31 protein-coding genes are annotated in these 24,351 nt (G+C 39.2%); all 31 read left to right on the forward strand.

Features of this window, described 5'->3' with window-relative positions:
- Positions 1-176: 176 nt before the first annotated feature.
- The 31 genes from rpoC to rpmD all read left to right on the forward strand — a co-directional run bounded on the left by rpoC (position 177) and on the right by rpmD (position 24,323).
- Positions 177-3,779: a DNA-directed RNA polymerase subunit beta' gene (gene rpoC / locus AC1DFT_RS13995; RefSeq protein ID WP_478159369.1), complete on the forward strand. Its 3,603-nt coding sequence runs from the start codon at positions 177-179 to the stop codon at positions 3,777-3,779.
- 121 nt (positions 3,780-3,900) lie between these two features.
- Positions 3,901-4,155, forward strand: a complete 255-nt coding sequence (locus AC1DFT_RS14000) for a ribosomal L7Ae/L30e/S12e/Gadd45 family protein (protein ID WP_478159370.1) — start codon at positions 3,901-3,903, stop codon at positions 4,153-4,155.
- A 98-nt stretch (positions 4,156-4,253) separates the two neighbouring features.
- Positions 4,254-4,673 carry a 30S ribosomal protein S12 gene (rpsL, locus tag AC1DFT_RS14005; RefSeq protein WP_478159371.1) on the forward strand — a complete coding sequence of 140 codons (420 nt, stop codon included), beginning with the start codon at positions 4,254-4,256 and terminating at the stop codon, positions 4,671-4,673.
- 41 nt (positions 4,674-4,714) lie between these two features.
- Entirely contained in the window at positions 4,715-5,185 is a 471-nt protein-coding gene (gene rpsG / locus AC1DFT_RS14010) for a 30S ribosomal protein S7 (RefSeq protein WP_478159372.1), read from the forward strand.
- A 51-nt stretch (positions 5,186-5,236) separates the two neighbouring features.
- On the forward strand, positions 5,237-7,315 hold the full coding sequence (fusA, locus tag AC1DFT_RS14015) for an elongation factor G (protein WP_478159373.1): 2,079 nt from the start codon (positions 5,237-5,239) through the stop codon (positions 7,313-7,315).
- Between the two features lie 117 nt (positions 7,316-7,432).
- Positions 7,433-8,620: an elongation factor Tu gene (gene tuf, locus AC1DFT_RS14020; RefSeq protein WP_478159374.1), complete on the forward strand. Its 1,188-nt coding sequence runs from the start codon at positions 7,433-7,435 to the stop codon at positions 8,618-8,620.
- Between the two features lie 671 nt (positions 8,621-9,291).
- Positions 9,292-9,981 (forward strand): response regulator, encoded by a 690-nt coding sequence (locus tag AC1DFT_RS14025; protein WP_478159375.1) that lies wholly within the window; start codon positions 9,292-9,294, stop codon positions 9,979-9,981.
- Between the two features lie 6 nt (positions 9,982-9,987).
- Complete coding sequence (locus AC1DFT_RS14030) at positions 9,988-10,989, forward strand: sensor histidine kinase (RefSeq protein ID WP_478159376.1); 1,002 nt, start codon at positions 9,988-9,990, stop codon at positions 10,987-10,989.
- A gap of 99 nt (positions 10,990-11,088) precedes the next feature.
- The gene (locus AC1DFT_RS14035; protein WP_478159377.1) at positions 11,089-11,850 is read left to right on the forward strand and encodes an ABC transporter ATP-binding protein; all 762 of its coding nucleotides are present in this window, start codon (positions 11,089-11,091) and stop codon (positions 11,848-11,850) included.
- On the forward strand, positions 11,840-13,828 hold the full coding sequence (locus tag AC1DFT_RS14040; RefSeq protein WP_478159378.1) for an FtsX-like permease family protein: 1,989 nt from the start codon (positions 11,840-11,842) through the stop codon (positions 13,826-13,828). Before AC1DFT_RS14035 ends, AC1DFT_RS14040 begins: the two co-directional genes overlap by 11 nt.
- 124 nt (positions 13,829-13,952) lie before the next feature.
- Entirely contained in the window at positions 13,953-15,269 is a 1,317-nt protein-coding gene (locus AC1DFT_RS14045) for a Na+/H+ antiporter family protein (protein ID WP_478159379.1), read from the forward strand.
- 358 nt (positions 15,270-15,627) lie between these two features.
- Complete coding sequence (gene rpsJ, locus AC1DFT_RS14050; protein WP_093274779.1) at positions 15,628-15,936, forward strand: 30S ribosomal protein S10; 309 nt, start codon at positions 15,628-15,630, stop codon at positions 15,934-15,936.
- A 44-nt stretch (positions 15,937-15,980) separates the two neighbouring features.
- Positions 15,981-16,610 carry a 50S ribosomal protein L3 gene (gene rplC, locus AC1DFT_RS14055; RefSeq protein ID WP_478159380.1) on the forward strand — a complete coding sequence of 210 codons (630 nt, stop codon included), beginning with the start codon at positions 15,981-15,983 and terminating at the stop codon, positions 16,608-16,610.
- Positions 16,611-16,636: 26 nt separating this feature from the next.
- A complete protein-coding gene (gene rplD / locus AC1DFT_RS14060) occupies positions 16,637-17,260 on the forward strand; it encodes a 50S ribosomal protein L4 (RefSeq protein WP_478159381.1) in 624 nt (207 codons plus the stop codon).
- Positions 17,260-17,544: a 50S ribosomal protein L23 gene (rplW, locus tag AC1DFT_RS14065; RefSeq protein ID WP_142538192.1), complete on the forward strand. Its 285-nt coding sequence runs from the start codon at positions 17,260-17,262 to the stop codon at positions 17,542-17,544. Before rplD ends, rplW begins: the two co-directional genes overlap by 1 nt.
- Before the next feature lie 42 nt (positions 17,545-17,586).
- Positions 17,587-18,417 carry a 50S ribosomal protein L2 gene (gene rplB / locus AC1DFT_RS14070; protein ID WP_402825733.1) on the forward strand — a complete coding sequence of 277 codons (831 nt, stop codon included), beginning with the start codon at positions 17,587-17,589 and terminating at the stop codon, positions 18,415-18,417.
- A gap of 60 nt (positions 18,418-18,477) precedes the next feature.
- The gene (gene rpsS / locus AC1DFT_RS14075) at positions 18,478-18,756 is read left to right on the forward strand and encodes a 30S ribosomal protein S19 (RefSeq protein WP_090567829.1); all 279 of its coding nucleotides are present in this window, start codon (positions 18,478-18,480) and stop codon (positions 18,754-18,756) included.
- Between the two features lie 20 nt (positions 18,757-18,776).
- Entirely contained in the window at positions 18,777-19,121 is a 345-nt protein-coding gene (rplV, locus tag AC1DFT_RS14080; protein ID WP_093274750.1) for a 50S ribosomal protein L22, read from the forward strand.
- A 3-nt stretch (positions 19,122-19,124) separates the two neighbouring features.
- Positions 19,125-19,781 (forward strand): 30S ribosomal protein S3, encoded by a 657-nt coding sequence (gene rpsC, locus AC1DFT_RS14085; protein ID WP_402825738.1) that lies wholly within the window; start codon positions 19,125-19,127, stop codon positions 19,779-19,781.
- A gap of 1 nt (position 19,782) precedes the next feature.
- A complete protein-coding gene (gene rplP, locus AC1DFT_RS14090) occupies positions 19,783-20,217 on the forward strand; it encodes a 50S ribosomal protein L16 (protein WP_478159382.1) in 435 nt (144 codons plus the stop codon).
- Positions 20,207-20,407: a 50S ribosomal protein L29 gene (gene rpmC, locus AC1DFT_RS14095; RefSeq protein ID WP_090567840.1), complete on the forward strand. Its 201-nt coding sequence runs from the start codon at positions 20,207-20,209 to the stop codon at positions 20,405-20,407. Before rplP ends, rpmC begins: the two co-directional genes overlap by 11 nt.
- An 18-nt stretch (positions 20,408-20,425) precedes the next feature.
- On the forward strand, positions 20,426-20,689 hold the full coding sequence (rpsQ, locus tag AC1DFT_RS14100) for a 30S ribosomal protein S17 (protein ID WP_478159383.1): 264 nt from the start codon (positions 20,426-20,428) through the stop codon (positions 20,687-20,689).
- Between the two features lie 44 nt (positions 20,690-20,733).
- Positions 20,734-21,102 (forward strand): 50S ribosomal protein L14, encoded by a 369-nt coding sequence (rplN, locus tag AC1DFT_RS14105; protein WP_053591327.1) that lies wholly within the window; start codon positions 20,734-20,736, stop codon positions 21,100-21,102.
- 36 nt (positions 21,103-21,138) lie between these two features.
- Positions 21,139-21,447: a 50S ribosomal protein L24 gene (rplX, locus tag AC1DFT_RS14110; RefSeq protein ID WP_142605848.1), complete on the forward strand. Its 309-nt coding sequence runs from the start codon at positions 21,139-21,141 to the stop codon at positions 21,445-21,447.
- A gap of 23 nt (positions 21,448-21,470) precedes the next feature.
- Positions 21,471-22,010 (forward strand): 50S ribosomal protein L5, encoded by a 540-nt coding sequence (gene rplE / locus AC1DFT_RS14115; protein WP_402825751.1) that lies wholly within the window; start codon positions 21,471-21,473, stop codon positions 22,008-22,010.
- An 18-nt stretch (positions 22,011-22,028) separates the two neighbouring features.
- Positions 22,029-22,214, forward strand: a complete 186-nt coding sequence (locus AC1DFT_RS14120) for a type Z 30S ribosomal protein S14 (RefSeq protein ID WP_093274736.1) — start codon at positions 22,029-22,031, stop codon at positions 22,212-22,214.
- A 30-nt stretch (positions 22,215-22,244) separates the two neighbouring features.
- The gene (gene rpsH, locus AC1DFT_RS14125) at positions 22,245-22,643 is read left to right on the forward strand and encodes a 30S ribosomal protein S8 (RefSeq protein ID WP_142538198.1); all 399 of its coding nucleotides are present in this window, start codon (positions 22,245-22,247) and stop codon (positions 22,641-22,643) included.
- Between the two features lie 30 nt (positions 22,644-22,673).
- On the forward strand, positions 22,674-23,213 hold the full coding sequence (gene rplF / locus AC1DFT_RS14130) for a 50S ribosomal protein L6 (RefSeq protein ID WP_478159384.1): 540 nt from the start codon (positions 22,674-22,676) through the stop codon (positions 23,211-23,213).
- Positions 23,214-23,243: 30 nt separating this feature from the next.
- Positions 23,244-23,603 (forward strand): 50S ribosomal protein L18, encoded by a 360-nt coding sequence (gene rplR / locus AC1DFT_RS14135; RefSeq protein ID WP_093274725.1) that lies wholly within the window; start codon positions 23,244-23,246, stop codon positions 23,601-23,603.
- 21 nt (positions 23,604-23,624) lie between these two features.
- Positions 23,625-24,125 carry a 30S ribosomal protein S5 gene (gene rpsE, locus AC1DFT_RS14140; RefSeq protein WP_093274720.1) on the forward strand — a complete coding sequence of 167 codons (501 nt, stop codon included), beginning with the start codon at positions 23,625-23,627 and terminating at the stop codon, positions 24,123-24,125.
- Between the two features lie 15 nt (positions 24,126-24,140).
- Positions 24,141-24,323, forward strand: a complete 183-nt coding sequence (gene rpmD / locus AC1DFT_RS14145) for a 50S ribosomal protein L30 (protein ID WP_093274716.1) — start codon at positions 24,141-24,143, stop codon at positions 24,321-24,323.
- The last annotated feature ends 28 nt before the right edge of the window (positions 24,324-24,351 follow it).

The following is a 24,351-nucleotide window of genomic DNA, read 5'->3' on the forward strand; positions in this document are numbered from 1 at the left end:
TTTTCTGCGACGAGCTTCGCGCAGGAGCAAATGAAGAGGAACCAGTTGGAACTGTGGAATAAAAAACAAAAATCGGACAGGTGATACCTGTCCGTATTTCCGTATAAAATTGCATAATGCAGAGCTACTTGGAAAGTCTTTTTTAAAAGACACAAGACTAAAGGGAGGTAGGCTCCTTGATAGACGTTAATAATTTTGAGTATATGAAAATAGGTTTAGCTTCACCTGATAAAATCCGTTCATGGTCTTATGGGGAAGTAAAAAAACCAGAAACGATCAACTATCGTACATTAAAACCTGAAAAAGATGGTTTATTCTGTGAGCGTATTTTCGGTCCAACAAAAGACTGGGAATGTCACTGTGGTAAATACAAACGTGTTCGTTATAAAGGTGTCGTTTGTGATCGATGTGGAGTAGAGGTTACACGTGCGAAAGTTCGTCGTGAACGTATGGGCCATATCGAATTAGCCGCACCAGTATCGCATATTTGGTATTTCAAAGGTATTCCAAGTCGTATGGGTCTACTTTTAGATATGTCACCAAGATCACTGGAAGAAGTCATTTATTTTGCTTCTTATGTAGTAATCGAACCGGCAGATACACCACTTGAAAAGAAACAATTACTTTCTGAAAAAGAATACCGTGCATACCGTGATAAATTTGGTACTAAGTTCCAAGCAGCCATGGGTGCAGAGGCTATTAAACGTCTACTTCAAGAAATTGATTTAGAAAATGAAACAGAAAGCTTAAAAGAAGAACTAAAAACTGCACAAGGCCAACGCCGTACACGTGCGATTAAACGTTTAGAAGTAGTAGAATCATTCCGTAACTCAGGAAACAAGCCTGATTGGATGATCCTAGATGTACTTCCAGTAATTCCGCCAGAATTACGTCCAATGGTTCAATTAGATGGTGGACGTTTTGCTACATCGGATTTAAACGATTTATATCGTCGTGTTATTAACCGTAATAACCGTTTAAAACGTTTACTAGACCTTGGTGCTCCAAGCATCATTGTTCAAAACGAAAAACGTATGTTACAAGAAGCCGTAGATGCATTGATTGACAATGGTCGTCGTGGTCGTCCGGTAACGGGACCAGGTAACCGCCCATTGAAATCACTTTCTCATATGCTTAAAGGGAAACAAGGTCGTTTCCGTCAAAACTTACTTGGTAAACGTGTAGACTATTCTGGTCGTTCGGTTATCGTAGTAGGACCAAACTTGAAAATGTACCAATGTGGTCTTCCAAAAGAAATGGCAATTGAATTATTCAAACCATTTGTGATGAAAGAACTTGTTGAACGTGGGTTAGCTCATAACATTAAAAGTGCAAAACGTAAAATTGAGCGTATGCATGCAGAAGTTTGGGACGTATTAGAAGATGTTATTAAGGAGCATCCGGTTTTACTAAACCGCGCACCTACTCTTCACCGACTAGGTATTCAAGCATTCGAACCAACATTAGTAGAAGGTCGTGCAATTCGTCTACATCCATTAGTGTGTACAGCTTATAATGCTGACTTCGATGGTGACCAAATGGCTGTTCACGTACCTCTATCTGCAGAAGCACAAGCAGAAGCGCGTCTATTAATGCTTGCAGCACAAAACATTCTAAACCCGAAAGACGGAAAACCAGTTGTTACGCCTTCTCAAGATATGGTTTTAGGAAACTACTACTTAACGCTTGAACGTAAAGGTGCAACAGGTGAAGGTACTACGTTCTACGGACCAGAAGAAGTGCTAATTGCTTACAATACAGGGCATGTACATTTGCATACGCGTATCGCTATTGCAGCGGCATCCTTAAAAAACCAAACATTTACGGAAGAACAAAACAAGCTGTTATTGTTAACAACTGTAGGTAAAGTAATTTTCAATGAAATACTGCCAGAAACGTTCCCGTATATTAATGAACCAACGGATTTCAACTTACAAATTGAAACTCCTGAAAAATATTTTGTTTCTACAACGACAGACGTGAAGAAACATATTGAATCTATGGATCTTGTACAGCCATTCAAGAAAAAAATCCTTGGAGAAATCATTGCAGAAGTATTTAAGAACTTCCATATCACGGAAACTTCTAAAATGCTTGACCGCATGAAAGCACTTGGATTTAAATATTCAACTAAAGCAGGTATTACTATTGGTATTTCCGATATCGTCGTACTTCCTGATAAAGGTGAAATTCTAGAAGAGGCGCAAAGTAAAGTAGATAAAGTAATAAAACAATTCCGCCGTGGTTTAATCACGGAAGACGAGCGTTATGCGAGCGTAATCGGACATTGGAGTAAAGCGAAAGAAGTAATTCAAGATAAGCTGATGAAAACCCTTGATAACATGAACCCAATCTTCATGATGAGTGACTCTGGTGCCCGTGGTAACGCATCTAACTTTACTCAACTTGCAGGTATGCGTGGACTTATGGCCAACCCGGCAGGACGAATTATCGAACTTCCGATCAAGTCATCATTCCGTGAAGGGTTAACTGTACTCGAGTACTTCATTTCTACACATGGTGCCCGTAAAGGTCTTGCCGATACAGCACTGAAAACAGCCGATTCAGGTTACTTAACTCGTCGTCTAGTAGATGTTGCGCAAGATGTAATCGTTCGTGAAGACGATTGTGGAACTGATCGTGGCTTACTGATTGGCTCACTTATGGAAGGCACGGAAGTAATTGAAGAGTTTGGTGAACGTATTGTTGGGCGCCATACGAAGAAAACTATTTTCCAACCTACTACAAATGAAGTCATCTTAGAAAAAGACGGACTGATTACACAAGACGTTGCCCGTGTTATTGAAGAAGCAGGTATCGAGGAGTTGACAATTCGCTCTGCGTTCACATGTAATACAAAACATGGTGTTTGTAAGAAATGTTATGGTCTTAACTTAGCAACTGGAGATACGGTAGAGGTTGGAGAAGCAGTTGGTATTATTGCCGCTCAATCAATCGGAGAACCAGGTACACAGTTAACGATGCGTACATTCCATACAGGAGGGGTTGCAGGAGACGATATTACACAAGGTCTTCCGCGTATCCAAGAGATTTTCGAAGCTCGTAATCCAAAAGGGCAAGCTGTTATTTCAGAAATCACTGGTACTGTAACGGAAATTGATGAAATAAGAGAAGGCCAAAAAGAGATTACAATTCAAGGTACTGTAGAAACACGTAAGTACTTAGCACCGTATAATGCACGTTTAAAAGTTCAATTAAACGATGTTATTAATCGTGGTCAAGTACTAACAGAGGGTTCTGTAGATCCGAAAGAATTGTTAAAAGTAAAAGATGTTTCAACAGTTCAAGAGTACTTATTAAAAGAAGTACAAAAAGTTTATCGTATGCAAGGGGTAGAAATTGGGGATAAGCATATCGAGGTAATGGTACGCCAAATGCTTCGTAAAGTGCGTATTATTGAAGCGGGAGAAACGGATTTACTTCCAGGTTCACTGCTTGATATTCACCAATTTGCTGAAGCGAACAAAGATGCTGTTTTACAAGGTAAAATACCTGCAACTTGTCGCCCAGTTATCCTTGGTATTACTAAAGCTTCTCTTGAAACAGAATCGTTCCTATCTGCTGCATCCTTCCAAGAAACGACTCGTGTCTTAACAGACGCTGCGATTAAAGGAAAACGTGATGAATTGTTAGGATTGAAAGAGAATGTAATTATCGGTAAATTGGTTCCTGCTGGTACTGGAATGCAACGTTATCGTCAAATTGCAATCTCACCTAACGAAGCAGATGCGGAAAAAGTAATAGTAAGCGCTGAGTAAGGAAATCATTATTAGGGAGAATATTCTCCCTAATAATTTTCACCATAAGTGTTGACACTTTTTTCAAGAAATGATAATATACTTAAGGTTGATAGTTATCGTACTTGTAGCTTTGGAGGATATGAAAGTGTCTTATGAAAAAGTAAAGCAAGCGAAAGAAACAATCATTGGTACAAAGCAAGCAGTAAAAGCAATGCAAAAAGGGCTTGTCAAAGAAGTTTATATTGCGCTTGATGTAGAAGAAAAATTCATTGAACTAGCACGATTAACAGCACAAGAAAACAATGTATTTATTCACTATGTTGAGTCTAAAGTAGATCTTGGTAGAGCTTGTGGATTGCGCGTTAGCGCATCAGTAGTAGCTATTACTGTGTAACAGTTTTTGTGTAAAACACAAAAGCTTTGTTTTTACCCAAAAAATGAACCACCTGGATGTGTGGTATTAACAAGATGAAATGAAGGGAGGAATAATCGATGCCTACAGTTAACCAATTGGTCMGTAAGCCTCGTCAATCCAAAAGCACGAAATCTAAATCTCCAGCGTTAGGAAAAGGCTATAACAGCTTTAAAAAATCAGCTACGAATCTGAACTCACCTCAAAAGCGTGGAGTTTGTACTCGTGTTGGTACTATGACGCCGAAAAAACCAAACTCAGCACTTCGTAAATATGCACGTGTACGTTTAACGAATACGTTAGAGGTAAATGCATATATCCCGGGTGAAGGTCACAACCTTCAAGAACACAGTGTTGTTCTTCTTCGCGGCGGACGTGTAAAAGACTTACCAGGGGTACGTTATCATATCGTACGTGGTGCTCTTGATACAGCTGCAGTTAATGGTCGTATGCAAAGCCGTTCACTTTACGGTGCAAAACGCCCGAAAGAAAAAAAATAATTTAATCAATAATTTGACATTCGTCGAAAGGAGGAAAACACATGCCTCGTAAAGGTCCTGTTTCCAAACGTGACGTGTTACCAGATCCAATTTATAATTCGAAACTAGTAACTCGTTTAATCAATAAAATGATGGTTGATGGTAAAAGAGGTACTTCTCAAAAAATTCTATACGGAGCGTTTGAACTTGTAAAAGAACGTTCTGGTAAAGATGCATTAGAAGTATTCGAAGCTGCATTAACTAATGTAATGCCAGTTTTAGAGGTTCGTGCTCGTCGTGTTGGTGGTGCAAACTACCAAGTACCGGTTGAAGTACGTCCTGATCGCCGTTCAACTTTAGGTCTTCGCTACTTAGTTAACTATTCACGTCTTCGTGGAGAAAAAACGATGGAAGAACGTTTAGCTAACGAAATTCTTGATGCATCTAACAACACTGGTGCTTCAGTTAAGAAACGTGAAGATATGCACAAAATGGCGGAAGCTAACAAAGCATTCGCACACTATCGTTGGTAAGATTTACTTCAAATTGATACCCTAATCCGAAATTGGAAGGAGAAATACAATATGGCTAGAGAGTTCTCCTTAGAAAAAACACGTAATATCGGGATCATGGCTCACATCGATGCTGGTAAAACGACTACTACGGAGCGTATTCTTTATTACACTGGTAAAATCCACAAAATTGGGGAAACTCATGAAGGTGCATCACAAATGGACTGGATGGAGCAAGAACAAGAACGTGGTATTACAATCACTTCTGCTGCAACAACAGCTGCTTGGGATAACCACCGTGTAAATATCATCGATACACCTGGACACGTAGACTTCACAGTTGAAGTTGAACGTTCACTTCGTGTACTTGATGGTGCGGTTACAGTACTAGATGCACAATCTGGTGTTGAACCACAAACAGAAACAGTATGGCGCCAAGCTACAACTTACGGCGTACCACGTATTGTTTTCGTTAACAAAATGGATAAAACGGGCGCGGATTTCTTATATTCTGTAGGAACACTTCATGACCGTTTACAAGCTAATGCTCATCCAATTCAGTTACCAATTGGTGCTGAAGATCAGTTTAGTGGAATTATTGACTTAGTAACGATGAAAGCTACTATGTATGGTAACGACTTAGGTACAGATATCCAAGAAGTAGAAATTCCTGAAGAATACAAAGCGCAAGCTGAAGAATACCGTGAAAAACTAGTTGAAGCGGTAGCTGAACTTGACGAAGATTTGATGGAAAAATATCTTGGTGGAGAAGAAATTACGAACGAAGAATTAGTTAATGGTATCCGTAAAGGTACTTTAAACGTAGAATTCTATCCAGTAGTATGTGGTACTGCATTTAAAAACAAAGGTGTCCAAAAAGTTCTTGACGCAGTTGTAGCTTACCTTCCATCACCACTTGATATTCCTGCTATGAAAGGTATCGATCCAGATACTGAAGAAGAAGTTGAACGTCATTCAGATGATTCAGAGCCATTCTCTGCTTTAGCATTTAAAGTAATGACTGACCCTTATGTTGGTAAGCTAACATTCTTCCGTGTGTATTCTGGTACTCTACAAGCGGGTTCGTATGTACAAAACTCTACAAAAGGTAAGCGTGAGCGTGTAGGACGTATTCTACAAATGCATGCTAACTCTCGTGAAGAAATCTCAGAAGTGCACTCTGGAGATATCGCAGCGGCTGTAGGTTTAAAAGATACAACTACTGGTGATACACTATGTGATGAAAAAGCTCTAGTAATTCTAGAATCTATGGAATTCCCAGAACCAGTTATCTCACTATCAGTTGAACCAAAAACAAAAGCAGACCAAGATAAAATGGGTCAAGCTTTACAAAAACTTTCTGAAGAAGATCCAACATTCCGCGTGCATACTGACCAAGAAACTGGCCAAGTAATCATCGCAGGTATGGGTGAACTTCACCTTGACATCTTAGTTGACCGTATGCGTCGTGAATTTAAAGTAGATGCTAACGTGGGTGCTCCACAAGTATCTTACCGTGAAACTTTCCGCTCTTCAGCTGAAGTCGAAGGTAAATTCGTTCGCCAATCTGGTGGACGTGGACAATTCGGACACGTTTGGATTGAATTCTCTCCAAACGAAGAAGGAAAAGGATTTGAGTTTGAAAATGCAATCGTTGGTGGGGTAGTACCACGTGAATATATTCCAGCTGTTGAAGCGGGTCTTCGTGACTCACTTGACAATGGGGTAATTGCAGGGTTCCCATTAATCGATATTAAAGCTAGATTATTCGACGGATCATACCATGATGTTGACTCGAATGAGATGGCATTTAAAATTGCAGCATCTATGGCATTGAAAAATGCTGTATCTAAAGTAAACCCAGCGCTTCTTGAGCCAATCATGAAAGTAGAAGTTGTTATTCCTGAAGAATATTTAGGAGACATCATGGGTGATATCACGTCTCGTCGTGGTCGCGTTGAAGGTATGGATGCTCGTGGTAACGCACAAGTAGTACGTGCAATGGTTCCACTTGCTGAAATGTTCGGATATGCAACGTCTTTACGTTCTAACACGCAAGGACGCGGAGTATTCTCTATGGTATTTGATCACTATGAAGATGTTCCAAAATCAATTTCGGAAGAAATTATTAAAAAACATAAAGGTGAATAATTGATATTTCACCAAAATTAAAGTATAACTATTTTATAGAGTATAAAAGATAGGGGGACGTACGCCCTCTACCTTTTATCATAAAAAATCATACAATTACTGAGGAGGATCTCTCTAATGGCTAAAGAAAAATTTGACCGTTCAAAAACGCATGCTAATATTGGTACAATCGGACACGTTGACCATGGTAAAACAACTCTAACTGCTGCTATCGCAACAGTTCTTTCAAAAAAAATGGGTGGTACAGCTAGATCATACGCTGACATCGATAACGCACCTGAAGAAAAAGAACGCGGTATCACTATCAATACTTCACACGTTGAGTATGAAACAGCTTCTCGTCACTACGCTCACGTAGACTGCCCAGGACATGCTGACTATGTTAAAAACATGATCACAGGTGCAGCTCAAATGGACGGCGGTATCTTAGTAGTATCTGCTGCTGATGGCCCAATGCCACAAACTCGTGAACATATCCTTCTTTCACGTCAAGTAGGTGTTCCTTACCTAGTTGTATTCATGAACAAATGTGATATGGTTGATGACGAAGAACTTCTTGAATTAGTTGAAATGGAAATTCGTGACCTTCTTTCTGAATACGATTTCCCAGGCGACGACATTCCAGTAATCAAAGGTTCTGCTCTTAAAGCTCTTGAAGGCGAAGCTGATTGGGAAGAAAAAATCGTTGAATTAATGGACGCTGTTGATAGCTATATCCCAACTCCAGAACGTCAAACTGACAAACCATTCATGATGCCAGTTGAGGATGTATTCTCAATCACTGGTCGTGGAACAGTTGCAACTGGCCGTGTTGAACGTGGTCAAGTTAAAATTGGTGACGTTGTAGACATCATCGGTATTACTGAAGAAGCAAAATCAACTACTGTAACAGGTGTTGAAATGTTCCGTAAACTTCTTGACTATGCAGAAGCTGGTGACAACATCGGTGCTCTACTTCGTGGGGTTGCTCGTGAAGACATCCAACGTGGTCAAGTATTAGCTAAACCAGGTTCAATTACACCACACACAGACTTCAAAGCTGAAGTTTATGTTCTTTCAAAAGAAGAGGGTGGACGTCATACTCCATTCTTCTCTAACTACCGCCCACAGTTCTACTTCCGTACAACTGACGTAACAGGCGTTTGTAACTTACCAGAAGGCGTAGAAATGGTTATGCCTGGAGATAACATCGAAATGACTGTTTCTCTAATCTCTCCAATCGCTCTTGAAGAAGGTACAAAATTCTCTATCCGTGAGGGTGGACGTACTGTAGGCGCTGGTGTAGTTGCTACTATCACTAAATAATTTATAATTTAACTTCTAAAATCCATCTCGTGACGACGAGATGGATTTTTTTGTGCTTCTAGGAAAGAATAAATTCTATAGTATGTGGATACTTTCACCATAAAGTATAGGGAATGATGGAACATAATATAGAGATACTGCGAGGTAACCGCTAGGATTTCCGCTGCAGGGCGGACGCTTTCCACGGGGTGAGCGATGAGCCTTCACCGAAAATCAATGGAAATTGCTAAATTATTGAGATCCCATATTAACAATAAATGGTTGAACGAGACAATAACCACTGCGAACGCGACAATCTCGCCTTTGAACACGACAAACTAGTCGAGTGGATGCCGACCAGGCGTGTTCGACGAACTTTAAGATATATAATTCCTATAATAGGTCTGAATTATAGTTGTCTCACATTGAGTAAAGAGCCATTTTGAGAATTGGTTGCTTTCGTAGTAGAACTTGTTGCTCCCAGTGATCGGTTGGTTGCCCTAAGCCACTTATTGGATACACATGGTCGAAAAACTGTATAAAATTATGTTTTTAGCCAGTCGATACTGAGTAATTTAGCGAAAATCCTGCGGTCACCTAATAGGTCTTTTACGTCGCACTTTCCCTATATTGTGCACTATACTTTTTTGTACTTAAAAATAGTGTAAACTGGTTGTAAGAGGTGGAGTCTAATGAATGCACAAATCTTGTTAATTGAAGATGATCAACTAATATTTGAAATGATTAAAGAGCGATTTGTTCAGTGGTCGTTTGATGTAATTCGCCCAAATGACTTTCAAAACGTGATGCATGATTTTATTGAACAAAAACCACAATTAGTAATTATTGATATACAATTACCGGCCTATGATGGCTTCCATTGGTGTAGAGAAATTCGGCATATATCAAAAGTGCCGATTATTTTCTTATCTTCTCGAGATCATCCGATGGATATGATTATGGCGATGCAGATGGGGGCAGATGATTTTGTACAAAAGCCATTTAATATGGACGTACTGCTTGCGAAGGTACAGGCATTATTACGGCGAACATATGATTATCAGGAAGAGAAATTGGATATTAGTAATTGGAATGGGGCAATCATTGACTTTGCTAAAAGTGAAGTTAGAAAGCAGGATAGATTAGTAGAACTTACGAAAAATGAGCTTTTTGTATTGCGTATTCTATTAAAATCTGTGGATGCAATCGTTTCTCGTGAGGAGTTAATGCGGGAGCTTTGGGATGATGAGCGATTTGTAAATGATAATACGCTATCTGTAAATGTGAATAGGTTGCGCTTAAAGCTAGAGGAAATTGGATTGAAAGAAGTTATCCTAACGAAAAAAGGACTAGGCTATATGGCAATTACGAAAGAGGGGTAAAGTTATTTGTTCATTTTGTATGTAAAAGAAAGAAAAGCATGGATTCTCTTTTTTATAGGCTTGCAAATTTGGCTGAACATCTTATTAACTTTAGATATCGCTTTTCAAGACGTTGCTATTCTTTATATAAACCTTGTGTATATAATAGCTTTCCTACTATTCCTTTTGTGGAGGTATAGAAAAGAGACAACTTTTTATAAAGAATTGGAAGAAAGTGCAACGTTCGATTCTCTTCCAAGAGGTGAGTCTAGCTTTGAAAAGAAAATTACAAGTATTATGGAAGAACTAATATTAGTAAATAACGAAGAATTGAATCAATTGAAAGTGGGGCATTTAGAAGAGAATGATCGGATTTTAGCATGGATTCATGAGGTGAAAACTCCATTGACTGGCATGAGACTCATAATCGATGCTGTACCGGAACCTTTATTGCGTGAAAAACTAGAGCTAGAGTGGTTAAGAATTCATTTATTGTTAGATCAGCAACTACACCATACAAGACTGCCTTCTTTAGAAAAGGATTATGTAGTAGAGTCTGTCTCACTTCAAAGATTAATACATAAAGAAATCAAAGAACTGCAGGCATGGTGTATGCAAAAAGGAATTGGTTTTGAAATTGATCTTTTGCAAGAAGAAGTGCTAACCGATCAAAAATGGTTAGCGTTTATCCTTCGCCAATTGTTATCAAATGCGGTTAAGTATAGTAATCCAGATAAAGAAGTTCACATTTTCTCTAGAAAAGACGAAGCAGGTCATACAATTTTGACGGTAAAAGACTTTGGAAGTGGAATAACGAAGGCAGACCTACCGCGTATATTTGAAAAGTCATTTACCGGCACAACGGGGAGAAATACTGCTGCTTCAACTGGAATGGGACTGTATTTAACGAAAAAAGCTGCCGATAAATTGGGAATACGAATAATAGTAGAATCTAAAATGGAGGAAGGCTCCTCATTTTCACTACAGTTTCCTTTAAAAAATGAAATGAGTAAAATAACGAGTAGGTGACAAAATTGTCATCTACTCTATTCGTTTGTCATGTAAATCGAACGATTAAAAGAATAAAAAGCCTTACACTAGGATTAATACTATGTAGGAGGTAAATACATGACTATTTTGAGCGGACGTAAAATAAGAAAAGTGTATGGGAAAAAGTCAACGGCACAAGAAGTATTAAAAGGTATAGATATGGAAGTGCAAGAAGGAGAATTTGTTGGCATTATGGGGCCGTCGGGTTCCGGGAAGACGACGTTACTAAATGTACTAGCTTCTATTGATAAAGCGACGGAGGGTGTCATCGAGATTAGTGGCCATAATTTACGGACGATGAAAGAACGCGAACTATCTAACTTCCGTCGGGAGCAATTAGGTTTCATATTCCAAGACTACAATCTGTTAGATACATTAACGGTCAAAGAAAATATACTATTGCCACTTTCCATTAGTAATATTTCGAAAAAAGAAGCGGAAGCACGTTTCCAAGATCTTACTAAAACATTAGGTATTGATGATCTTGCAAACAAATATCCAAACGAAATATCAGGAGGACAAAAACAAAGAACATCGGCTGCCCGTGCATTAATCAGTAACCCTTCGGTAGTGTTTGCCGATGAGCCGACAGGAGCGCTAGATTCTAAAGCGGCTACTGCACTGCTTAGTAACCTAGAGAAAATCAATCTTGATAAAAAAGTAACGATTATGATGGTTACGCATGATGCGGTTGCTGCGAGCTTCTGTTCACGTGTGTTATTCCTAAAAGATGGTCAACTATATACAGAGCTTTATAAAGGTGAAAAAGACCGAACGCGTTTTTTCCAAGAAATTATGAGTACGCAAGGTGTACTTGGTGGTGATGGCTATGACGCTTAGTCAGTTAGTTCTTCGAAGCATGAAGAAAAACATTAAATATTATTATTTATATTTCTTTGCACTAATATTCAGTGTAACGCTTTACTTTTCTTTTGTTACTTTGCAATACAACCCTAGTGTAGTAGATGTATCGCAAGGGGTAAAGATTGCTGCTGGTTTAAAAGCCGCTTCGTATATATTATTATTTGTAGTAGTGTTTTTTGTTCTGTATGCCAATCTCCTGTTTATGAAACGTAGAAGTAAAGAAATTGGGCTCTACCAGTTAATAGGGATGTCGAAAGGGCTTGTGACAAGGTTATTAGTGCTTGAGAATACGATTCTATGGGTTAGTGCACTTGCCATAGGTGTCGGACTTGGTTTTTTAACTTCTAGAATTTTTGGGATGGTTTTGCTGCGCATTTTAGAAAAAGATGTGTTAGTTCAGTTAATATTCTCGGTTGAAGCATTGCAAATGACCATTTTCGTGTTTTTGGTGTTATTGATCGTAGTATTGATCCAGACTGCAATCGGTATCCGACGGGTGTCGTTACTTGCGTTGTTTACGGCAAATGCAACAGCGGATGTGAAAGTGAAGCGATTTAGTGGACTACAAATGTTACTCGGCTTCATTGGTCTTTTATTAATTGGTTATGGGTATTACTTGTCTACTACATTGTTCGATTTAGATAGTGATAATGTCAATATGCTTTTTTATAAAATGATCGCTATTTTAGGTTCAACAATTGGAGGAACGTTTTTTGTTTTTCGATTTTCAGTAGCGTTTATATTGAATTTAATTCGAAAACAGAAAAGGGGCCATTTGTCTATACAGGATGTATTATCTTTATCGCCAATCATGCATCGAATGAAATCGAATGCAATGTCACTAACTGTAATTACAGTTATATCTGCTACAGCTTTAGGTATTCTTTGTTTGTCGTATATCTCCTATTACTCGGCAGGTTCATCGGCAAAACAAAATATACCTTTTGATTATATTCTTATGAATGACCAAGGCGAGGCATTTATAGAGCGATTGAATGAGGAAAAAATAGAGTTTACACAAACGGATATCGAATTATTGAATGTGGAAGTCGATACGGCAGATATCTACGCTAATGATATGCCAGCGGGATTAAGTATGGTATATAAAGGGCCGATGATTATCTCAAAGCTAAGTGATATGCAAAAGGTAATGCCGGAGCTCTCATTAAAAGCAGGGGAAGGGTATATCACAGGATATAGTAATATGATGTCAGAAATAGTGAAACTGGAAGAAAATAAACCAGTACAGCTAACGACATCAGACGGAGAAGAAGCTATTACAATTAAAGAAATTAAATCGGATTCTTTGCTTGTCTATTACCTAACTGGTGCCGGCATGTCAATAGTTGTAAGGGATGATCAATTTGAAAAGCTGAAAGCGGACGCTATAATCAGCGAGCAAACTGGATGGAAAAAACAAGTTGGTATTGATTTGGCGGATAGAGCGCAGTTAAAAGAAGTGCAAGCGTTATACGAGGAGACAACCAATAATGGTCATTTTGAAGTGACTAAAGATGACGGCGTAATTGATAGTGTCAACATGGATTCGCAAGAAGCATATAGATTGTCGATGCTAGATATGTTTGGACTAGTGATCTTCGTAACTGGATTCTTAGGCTTAGCGTTTTTGATGACTACAGGCAGTATTCTTTACTTTAAACAAATGACGGAAGCGGAAGAAGAAAAAGCTTCCTATACAGTGCTTCGGAAAATTGGTTTCACTACAAATGAGTTGATGAAAGGAATTTATAAAAAGCAGTTATTTAACTTCGGCGTTCCATTAGTCATTGGTTTAGCGCATAGCTACTTTGCGGTTAAGTCGGGTTGGATGTTATTTGGTACAGAACTCGTAGCACCTTTACTAATTACGATGGGGATTTATGTAGTTTTATATTCGATCTTTGCATTTCTTTCTATAGGTTACTATAGAAAAGTTGTAAATGAATCATTGTAATGGTTAATTATGAACGAGAGCCTCTTTGTTTTCAAAACAAGGAGGCTTTTTCCATTGACATTTAGCCCAAGAAGAATTAAACTTTCATTTGTTAGTAATCTAGTGTGTGAAAGCGAGTGTTTTTATGAATGCAGTATTAGTTGCAGTATGTGTCATGTTAATTTTGAGTTTACTACGTATTAATGTTGTATTCTCGTTAATTATAGGTGCCCTGGTAGGAGGGCTTACAGCAGGTTTATCTGTTGCCGAAACGATTGAAGCATTTACAGGTGGGTTAGGTGCTGGAGCAACTATAGCTTTAAGTTATGGATTGCTAGGAGGATTTGCAGTTGCTATCTCCAGAACGGGGATACCAGACTTATTAGTAATAGCAATTTTAAAGCTAGTAAAAAGAAAGGGAGATTCAAATAAAACGGGTTTTGTAAAAGCGCTAGTCTTCTTATTGCTATTATTAATGGCTGTGTTTTCACAGAACTTAATCCCAATCCATATCGCATTTATTCCTTTGTTAGTACCACCAATATTAAAAGTATTGAACATGTTACGGGTGGACCGAAGAATGATTGCCTGTATATTAGCATTTGGTTTAATAACCCCGTATATGTTCCTGCCATATGGCTTTGGTGCGATTTATCAAGATATCGTTGCTACTCAGATAGGGCTATCTGGTCTAGAGGTATCATTAAGTGATATTCCTAAAGCGATGGCTTTTCCTGCACTAGGAATGGTATTTGGATTGATGTCTGCCTTTGTTTTATACCGGAAGCCAAGAAACTATAAACAAGAGGAAGTAGAGGTAAGCGAATTAGAAGTAGAAGTAAAAAGGAGTAGTATCCTCTTCACCATTATTTCTTTGTTGGCAGCACTATTTGTTCAAGTGAATACAGACTCGATGATTGCAGGTGCACTTGCTGGTATCGTGGTTCTTTATATTAGTGGGGCACTTAAAAGGAAAGAAGCAGATGTCCTATTAACGGAAGGTATGCGCATGATGGCCTTTGTTGGGTTCGTGATGATTACAGCAAATGGCTTTGCGTCAGTTATCAATGCAACAGGACATATCGAGAGCTTGGTTGAAGCTTCTTCAAATCTGTTAGCAGGTAATGTGAGTATAGCAGTATTAATCATGCTAATTATCGGTTTAGTTGTGACGATGGGAATAGGATCTTCTTTTGCAACTATTCCTATTATCGCCGCTATCTTTGTACCGCTTGCAATGGAACTTGGGCTAAGTCCTTTAGCGACAATTGCTTTAATAGGTACTGCAGGAGCTTTAGGTGATGCTGGTTCACCAGCTTCCGACTCGACACTTGGACCTACCGCGGGATTAAATGTAGATGGACAGCATAATCATATTTGGGATACTTGTGTCCCGACTTTTCTTTGTTACAACATTCCTCTCGTCCTCTTTGGGTGGATAGCGATTGTATTTGTTCTATAATACTTAGTGGAAGGATATCTCTATAGAAGAGATATCCTTTTTCATGTCATAGATGAAAGGACATATTCCAAAAATTTCATTAACCTTATCAGTTGCCATTTTCACTAGAATTTTATATACTAGACATCGGCTTAGAAAAACATATATATATAATTAAAAAGAAGTGCTGTTAAAACATTTTAAAAGAATTTCGCTAAAACACTTGCGAAATCTTTTTTTATTGTATATAATGTTGTAGTTGGTCTTTGACTGCGATGAAGCGAGAGGTTACCGACACACCCGGCCGCTTTGCCATGGCGAGTGATTGGAAAATTTTCGTGGAGAATGTCTAGAAAATAGGCGAGAAGGAGGGAAAATAATGGCAAAACAAAAAATTCGTATCCGTTTGAAAGCGTATGATCACAGAATCCTTGATCAATCTGCTGAGAAAATTGTGGAAACTGCTAAACGTTCAGGTGCAAGTGTATCAGGTCCGATTCCACTTCCAACTGAGAAGTCGACGTACACAATTCTTCGTGCTGTTCACAAGTACAAAGATTCTCGTGAACAATTCGAAATGCGTACGCATAAACGTCTGATCGATATCGTTAACCCAACACCACAAACTGTTGATGCGTTAATGAAGCTTGATTTACCATCTGGCGTTGATATTGAAATCAAACTTTAATGGTAAAAAAATAAAACAACAAATTATAATAGGAGGTGTGACGGATGACCAAAGGAATCTTAGGTAGAAAAATCGGTATGACGCAAGTATTTGCTGAGAACGGTGACTTAATCCCTGTAACTGTAATTGAAGCTACTCCAAACGTAGTACTTCAAAAGAAAACAGTTGAAACAGACGGTTACGAAGCAATTCAGTTAGGATTTGAAGATAAGCGCGAAAAGCTTTCTAACAAACCTGCTAAAGGGCACGTAGCAAAAGCGAGCACTGCTCCTAAGCGCTTCATCCGCGAATTCCGCGGCTTGGAAACAGCTAATTACGAAGTTGGTCAAGAAGTCAACGTAGAAAGTTTTGCAGAAGGCGATGTAATTGATGTAACAGGTGTTACTAAAGGTAAAGGTTTCCAAGGTGTTATTAAACGCCACGGACAATCTCGTGGACCAATGGCCCATGGATCTCGTTACCACCGTCGTCCAGGTTCAATGGGGCCAGTTGCTCCGAACCGTGTATTTAAACAAAAGAAATTACCTGGTCAAATGGGTGGGCATGTAGTGACAATCCAAAACTTACACATCGTAAGAGTGGATGCTGAACGCAACCTACTTCTTGTAAAAGGTAATGTTCCTGGTTCTCGTAAATCATTAGTAGTTGTAAAAGCTGCTATTAAATCGAAATAATCTCTTAAAGAAAGGAGGAAACAGGAATGGCAAAAGTATCTTTATTAAATCAAGCAGGAACTTCTGTTGGTGAAATCGAGTTAAACGATAAAGTTTTCGGTATCGAACCAAACGAAGCTGTTTTATTTGAAGCTATCATTGCTCAACGCGCTTCACTTCGTCAAGGTAATCACAAAGTGAAAAACCGTTCTGAAGTAGCTGGTGGTGGACGTAAACCATGGCGTCAAAAAGGAACAGGTCGTGCTCGTCAAGGGTCGATCCGCTCTCCACAATGGCGTGGCGGTGGTGTTGTATTCGGTCCAACTCCACGTAGCTATAGCTATAAATTACCTAAAAAAGTACGTCGTCTAGCACTTCTTTCAGCTCTTTCATCTAAAGCGCGTGAAGAAAGCATCGTAGTACTAGAAGGTTTGGCTTTTGATGCACCAAAAACAAAAGAATTCGTGAAAGTGTTATCTAACCTTTCTATCGATAAAAAAGCGTTATTCGTAACTGCTGATTTAGATGAAAACGTAGCATTAGCTGCACGTAACATCCCTGGAATCACAGTTGTGTCTGCAACAKGCATTAACGTATTAGATTTAGTAGGACACGAAAAATTAGTGTTAACTAAATCTGCAGTAGAAAAAGTTGAGGAGGTGCTTGGATAATGGAAGCACGTGATATTATTAAACGTCCGGTCATTACCGAGCGTTCTTCTGAAATAATGGCAGATAAAAAGTACACTTTCGAAGTGGACACTCGCGCTAACAAAACACAAGTTAAATATGCAGTTGAAGAAATCTTTGGAGTAGATGTTGAAAAAGTGAACATCATGAACTACAAAGGGAAATTCAAACGTGTAGGTAAATTTGGTGGATATACAAACAAACGCCGTAAAGCGATTGTTACATTAACTCTAGATAGCAAAGAAATCGAATTATTCGAGATCTAAATCTTATAAAAACAAATCAATACTCAAGAAGGAGGGAATACAATGGCGATTAGAAAGTATAAACCAACGACAAACGGACGTCGTAACATGACATCGTTAGATTACGCAGAAATCACAACAGACAAACCTGAGAAATCACTTCTTGCTCCTGTGACGCGTAAAGGCGGCCGTAACAATCAAGGTAAAATTACTGTTCGTCATCATGGTGGTGGACACAAACGTCAATACCGTATCATTGATTTCAAACGAAACAAAGATGGTATTGAAGGCCGTGTAGCTACTATTGAATATGATCCAAACCGCACTGCGAATATCGCATTGATTAACTATGTGGATGGGGAAAAACGTTACATCCTAGCTCCTAAAGGCTTAGAAGTTGGAATGACAGTTGTGTCAGGTCCAGAAGCTGATATTAAAGTAGGAAACGCTCTTCCATTAGAAAACATTCCAATGGGTTCTACAATCCATAACATTGAAATGAAACCTGGTAAAGGTGGTCAGCTAGTACGTTCTGCTGGTACATCTGCTCAATTACTTGGTAAAGAAGGTAAATACGTAATCGTACGTTTACAATCTGGTGAAGTTCGTTTAATCCTAGGTGTTTGCCGTGCAACTATCGGTGAAGTAGGAAACGAACAACATGAACTAGTAAACATTGGTAAAGCAGGACGTTCTCGTTGGTTAGGTAAACGCCCAACTGTACGTGGATCTGTAATGAACCCTAACGATCACCCACACGGTGGTGGTGAAGGACGTACGCCAATCGGTCGTAAGTCACCTATGTCTCCATGGGGTAAACCAACTCTTGGATACAAAACTCGTAGCAAGAAAAACAAATCCGACAAACTTATCATTCGTCGTCGTAAAAAATAATGTGGTTTACTACGGTTCAAAGAACGGACCGTGGTGTAATCACGAAAGGGAGGATTCAGCATGGGTCGTAGCTTGAAAAAAGGACCTTTCGCAGACGATCATTTACTTAAAAAGGTCGATGCACAAAAGGATTCTGAGAAAAAACAAGTGATTAAGACTTGGTCTCGCCGTTCAACAATTTTCCCTACTTTTATCGGATTAACAATCGCAGTATATGATGGACGTAAACATGTCCCTGTATACGTGACTGAAGATATGGTAGGTCATAAACTAGGCGAGTTTGCACCAACACGCGCTTATAAAAGTCATGGTGCAGATGATAAGAAAACAAGACGCTAATTTGAGAGGAGGTCATTCAAATGTCACAAGCAAAAGCTATTGCTAAAACGGTGCGCATTGCTCCTCGTAAAGTAAGATTAGTCGTAGATTTAATCAGAGGAAAGCAAGTTGGTGAAGCAGTTGCGATTTTACAACTTACTCCAAAAACAGCATCACCTGTTGTTGAGAAAGTATTAAAATCTGCAGTTGCGAACGCTGAGCACAATTATGATTTAGATATTAACAACCTAGTTGTTTCTGAAATTTTTGTTGACGAAGGTCCAACATTAAAACGTTTCCGTCCACGTGCACAAGGTCGTGCAAGTGCGATTAACAAACGTACTAGCCACATCACTGTAGTGGTATCTGAGAAGAAGGAGGGATAATTCGTGGGTCAAAAAGTACATCCAATAGGATTACGAGTAGGTATTATTCGTGACTGGGAGTCAAAATGGTACGCTGGTAAAGACTATGCAACTCTACTTCACGAAGACTTGAAAATTCGTAAATACATTGAAACTCGTTTAAATGATGCATCTGTTTCTAAAGTAGAAATCGAACGCGCAGCTAAACGTGTTAACATTACAATTCACACTGCGAAACCAGGTATGGTAATCGGTAAAGGTGGTACGGAAGTTGAAGCACTTCGTAAACACTTAAACGATCTTACTGGCAAGCGTGTACACATCAACATCGTAGAAATTAAAAGAGCTGACTTAGATGCTAAATTAGTAGCAGAAAGTATTGCACGCCAACTAGAAGGCCGCGTATCTTTCCGTCGTGCTCAAAAACAAGCAATTCAACGCACAATGCGTGCTGGCGCTAAAGGTATTAAAACTCAAGTATCTGGACGTCTTGGCGGCGCTGACATCGCGCGTGCTGAACACTATAGTGAAGGAACTGTACCACTTCATACATTACGTGCTGACATTGATTATGCACATGCTGAAGCTGACACTACTTATGGTAAGCTAGGCGTTAAAGTATGGATCTATCGTGGGGAAGTCCTTCCAGTGAAGAAGAACTCTGAGGAAGGAGGCAAATAATATGTTAATGCCTAAACGCGTTAAATATCGTCGTGAACACCGCGGAAAAATGCGTGGTGAAGCGAAAGGCGGCAAAGAAGTATCATTCGGTGAATTTGGTTTACAAGCAACTGAAGCAAGCTGGATTACTAGCCGTCAAATTGAAGCATCTCGTATTGCAATGACACGTTACATGAAACGTGGCGGTAAAGTTTGGATTAAAATATTCCCGCATAAACCTTACACGAAAAAACCTCTTGAGGTTCGTATGGGTTCCGGTAAAGGTGCTCCTGAAGGTTGGGTAGCTGTAGTAAAACCAGGAAAAATTATGTTTGAAATCGCTGGTGTATCTGAAGAGATAGCTCGTGAAGCGCTACGCTTAGCATCACATAAGCTTCCTGTGAAATGTAAGATAGTTAAACGTCAAGAAATTGGTGGTGAATCTAATGAAAGCTAATGACATCCGTGAACTTACTACTGCAGAAATAGAACAAAAGGTAAAATCACTGAAAGAAGAGCTTTTCAACCTGCGCTTCCAATTGGCGACTGGTCAATTAGAAAACACAGCTCGCATTCGTGAAGTACGTAAAGCGATTGCGCGTATGAAAACTGTGGTACGCGAAAGAGAAATCAGTGCAAACAACTGATAAAGGAGGTTTTCAGGCATGACTGAGCGTAATCAACGCAAAGTATACACAGGCCGTGTAGTTTCAGACAAAATGGATAAAACAATCACTGTTTTAGTTGAAACTCATAAAAAACATAAGTTATACGGTAAACGTGTTAAATACTCGAAGAAATTCAAAACTCATGATGAGCAAAACGAAGCCCAAATCGGAGATATCGTCCGCATTATGGAAACTCGTCCGTTATCAGCTACAAAACGTTTCCGCCTATTGGAAGTTGTAGAAAAAGCGGTTATTATCTAATAATAAATTTCGGAACTAATTCATTCCGAAGGGAGGTTACCTAAGTGATCCAACAAGAAACTCGTATGAAAGTTGCTGACAACTCAGGTGCACGTGAAGTTTTAACAATCAAAGTACTTGGTGGTACTGGACGTAAGACTGCTAATATCGGCGATATCGTCGTATGTACAGTTAAGAAAGCAACACCAGGTGGCGTTGTCAAGAAAGGTGACGTCGTTAAAGCTGTAATCGTTCGCACAAAAAGCGGCGTACGCCGTAAAGACGGTACTTATATCAAATTTGATGAAAACGCATGTGTTATTATCAAAGACGATAAAGGGCCGCGTGGAACTCGTATTTTCGGACCTGTTGCGCGTGAACTACGTGACAGCAACTTCATGAAAATCGTATCTTTAGCTCCAGAAGTTCTTTAATTTACATGAAAGTGCCAATCAAGGAGGTGCGACAGAATGCATGTTAAAAAAGGCGACAAAGTAATGGTAATCTCAGGTAAAGACAAAGGGAAAACAGGTGTTATCCTAGCTTCTTTTCCTAAGAAAGACCGTGTGTTAGTTGAAGGTGTAAACATCATCAAAAAACATATGAAGCCAAATCAAGTTAATCCGCAAGGAGGAATTGTAAGCCAAGAGGCTGCAATTCACGTATCGAATGTTATGTTAATCGACCCTAAAACTGGCGAGCCGACTCGCGTAGGTTATAAAGTAGAAGATGGCAAAAAAGTTCGTGTTGCGAAAAAATCCGGTGAAATCATTAAATAAGTAAAAAGAAGGGAGGTACACACATGAACCGCCTAAAAGACAAATATCTTAAGGAAGTTTCTCCTGCTCTTATGAGCAAGTTTGAATATAAGTCAGTGATGCAAGTACCTAAAGTTGATAAAATTGTTATCAACATGGGTGTGGGTGATGCTGTATCTAATACAAAAGCACTTGACGCTGCTGTTGAAGAATTACAAATTATCTCAGGTCAAAAACCTGTAGTTACGAAAGCTAAAAAATCGATCGCTGGTTTCCGTCTTCGTGAAGGAATGCCAATCGGAGCAAAAGTTACATTACGTGGAGAGCGTATGTATGACTTTTTGGATAAACTAATTGCTATCTCTCTTCCACGTGTACGTGACTTCCGTGGTGTTTCTAAAAAAGCATTTGACGGTCGCGGTAACTACACACTAGGAGTAAAAGAGCAATTAATTTTCCCTGAAATCGATTATGATAAAGTTTCGAAAGTACGCGGTATGGACATCGTAATTGTAACAACTGCGAACTCTGACGAAGAAGCTCGTGAGTTATTAACACAATTCGGTATGCCATTCCAAAAGTAAAATAAGGGAGGCGAAAACGTGGCTAAAAAATCAATGATCGTTAAACAACAACGTACGCCAAAGTTCCAAGTGCAAGGCTACACACGCTGTGAGCGTTGTGGACGTCCGCACTCCGTATTACGTAAATTTAAGCTTTGCCGTATTTGTTTCCGTGAACTTGCATATAAAGGACAAATTCCTGGCGTTAAAAAAGCAAGCTGGTAAACCCCTATAAATGGGAAGGAGGTAAATGTAATGACAATGTCAGATCCAATTGCAGATATGCTTACACGCATTCGTAATGCTAACATGGTTCGTCACGAGAAATTGGAAGTTCCTGCTTCAAACATGAAAAAGGAAATCGCTGAAATTTTAAAACGCGAAGGTTTCGTGCGTGATGTAGAATTAGTAGAAGATAGCAAACAAGGTATCATCCGTATCTTCTTAAAATATGGTCAAAACGATGAGCGCGTTATTACTGGTTTGAAACGTATTTCAAAACCTGGTCTACGCGTTTACGCAAAAACAAACGAAGTGCCTAAAGTACTTAACGGTTTAGGAATTGCTTTAGTTTCTACTTCAAATGGTTTATTAACAGATAAAGAAGCTCGCGCTAAACAAGTTGGCGGAGAAATCGTAGCTTACGTTTGGTAATAATCAACAAACGAATGGAGGTGCAACAAAATGTCTCGAGTAGGTAAAAAACCAATAGAGGTTCCTGCAGAAGTTACTGTGACAGTTAACGCTGACAATACAGTAGTAGTAAAAGGACCAAAAGGTGAATTAACAAATTCTTTTAACCAAGATATTAAAATTGAGCAAGAAGGTAATGTGATTACATTAGTACGTCCTTCAGAGTCTAAAGAACACCGTACGATCCATGGTACTACACGTGCTTTATTAGCAAATATGGTTACTGGTGTATCACAAGGATTTGAACGTGGACTTGAATTAGTTGGGGTTGGTTACCGTGCACAACTACAAGGTACTAAACTTGTACTTAACGTAGGGTACTCTCATCCAGTTGAATTCACTCCTGAAGACGGAGTAGTAGTTGAAGTTCCTTCTAATACAAAAATTATCGTTCGCGGTATTAACAAAGAACGTGTTGGTGCTTTAGCATCTAACATTCGTCAAGTTCGTCCACCAGAGCCTTACAAAGGTAAAGGTATTCGTTATGAAGGCGAAGTTGTACGCCGCAAAGAAGGTAAAACAGGTAAATAATGCATTACGCATTAGAAAGGAGTGACCACTGTGATTACGAAACAAGACAAAAATCAAGTTCGTAAGAAACGTCATGCACGTGTTCGTACAAAAATCACGGGTACTACTGAACGTCCTCGTTTAAATGTATTCCGTTCTAATAAACATATTTACGCACAACTTATCGATGATTCACAAGGTGTAACAATCGTAAGTGCGTCTACTATGGATAAAGACTTTAATGGTACAGCTGGAAATCTTGAAGCTGCTACATTAATCGGTGAAACAATCGCAAAACGCGCTGTTGAAAAGAACATCAAATCTGTTGTATTCGACCGTGGCGGTTACTTATATCATGGACGTGTTAAAGCGTTAGCTGAAGCTGCACGTGAAAACGGCTTAGAATTTTAAGAAGAAGGAGGGACATATTTCATGCGTGGTATTGACCCAAACAAACTTGAACTTGAAGAACGCGTAGTAACGATTAACCGTGTTGCTAAAGTTGTAAAAGGTGGACGTCGTTTCCGATTTACTGCATTAGTAGTAGTAGGAGATAAAGACGGACATGTTGGATTTGGTACTGGTAAAGCTCAAGAGGTTCCAGATGCAATCCGTAAAGCAGTTGAAGATGCAAAGAAAAACTTAGTAGAAGTACCAAGAGTTGGAGGAACTACTCCTCACCAAATTATTGGACGCTTCGGAGCTGGCTCTGTTCTAGTTAAACCTGCTGCACCTGGTACAGGTGTTATCGCTGGTGGACCTGTTCGTGCGGTTCTAGAATTAGCTGGTATTACAGACATTCTTTCTAAATCACTTGGATCTAACACACCTATTAACATGGTTCGTGCTACAATCCAAGGTTTAACTGAACTAAAACGTGCTGAGGACGTTGCTAAATTACGTGGTAAATCAGTAGAAGAACTGTTAGGATAAGGGGGGAAATTGACAATGGCAACTAAATTAGAAATCACCCTTACTAAAAGCTTGATTGGTACAAAACCAAATCAACGCAAAACAGCTGAAGCCCTTGGACTACGTAAAATGCATCAAACAGTAGAGCACCAAGACAATGTTGCTATCCGCGGGATGGTTGGCAAAGTAGCTCACTTAGTAACTGTCAAAGAAATTTAAGGTTTATTTTAAGAATAAGGAGGTGCCA

It is taken from the genome of Psychrobacillus sp. 05T411, from assembly GCF_056396485.1.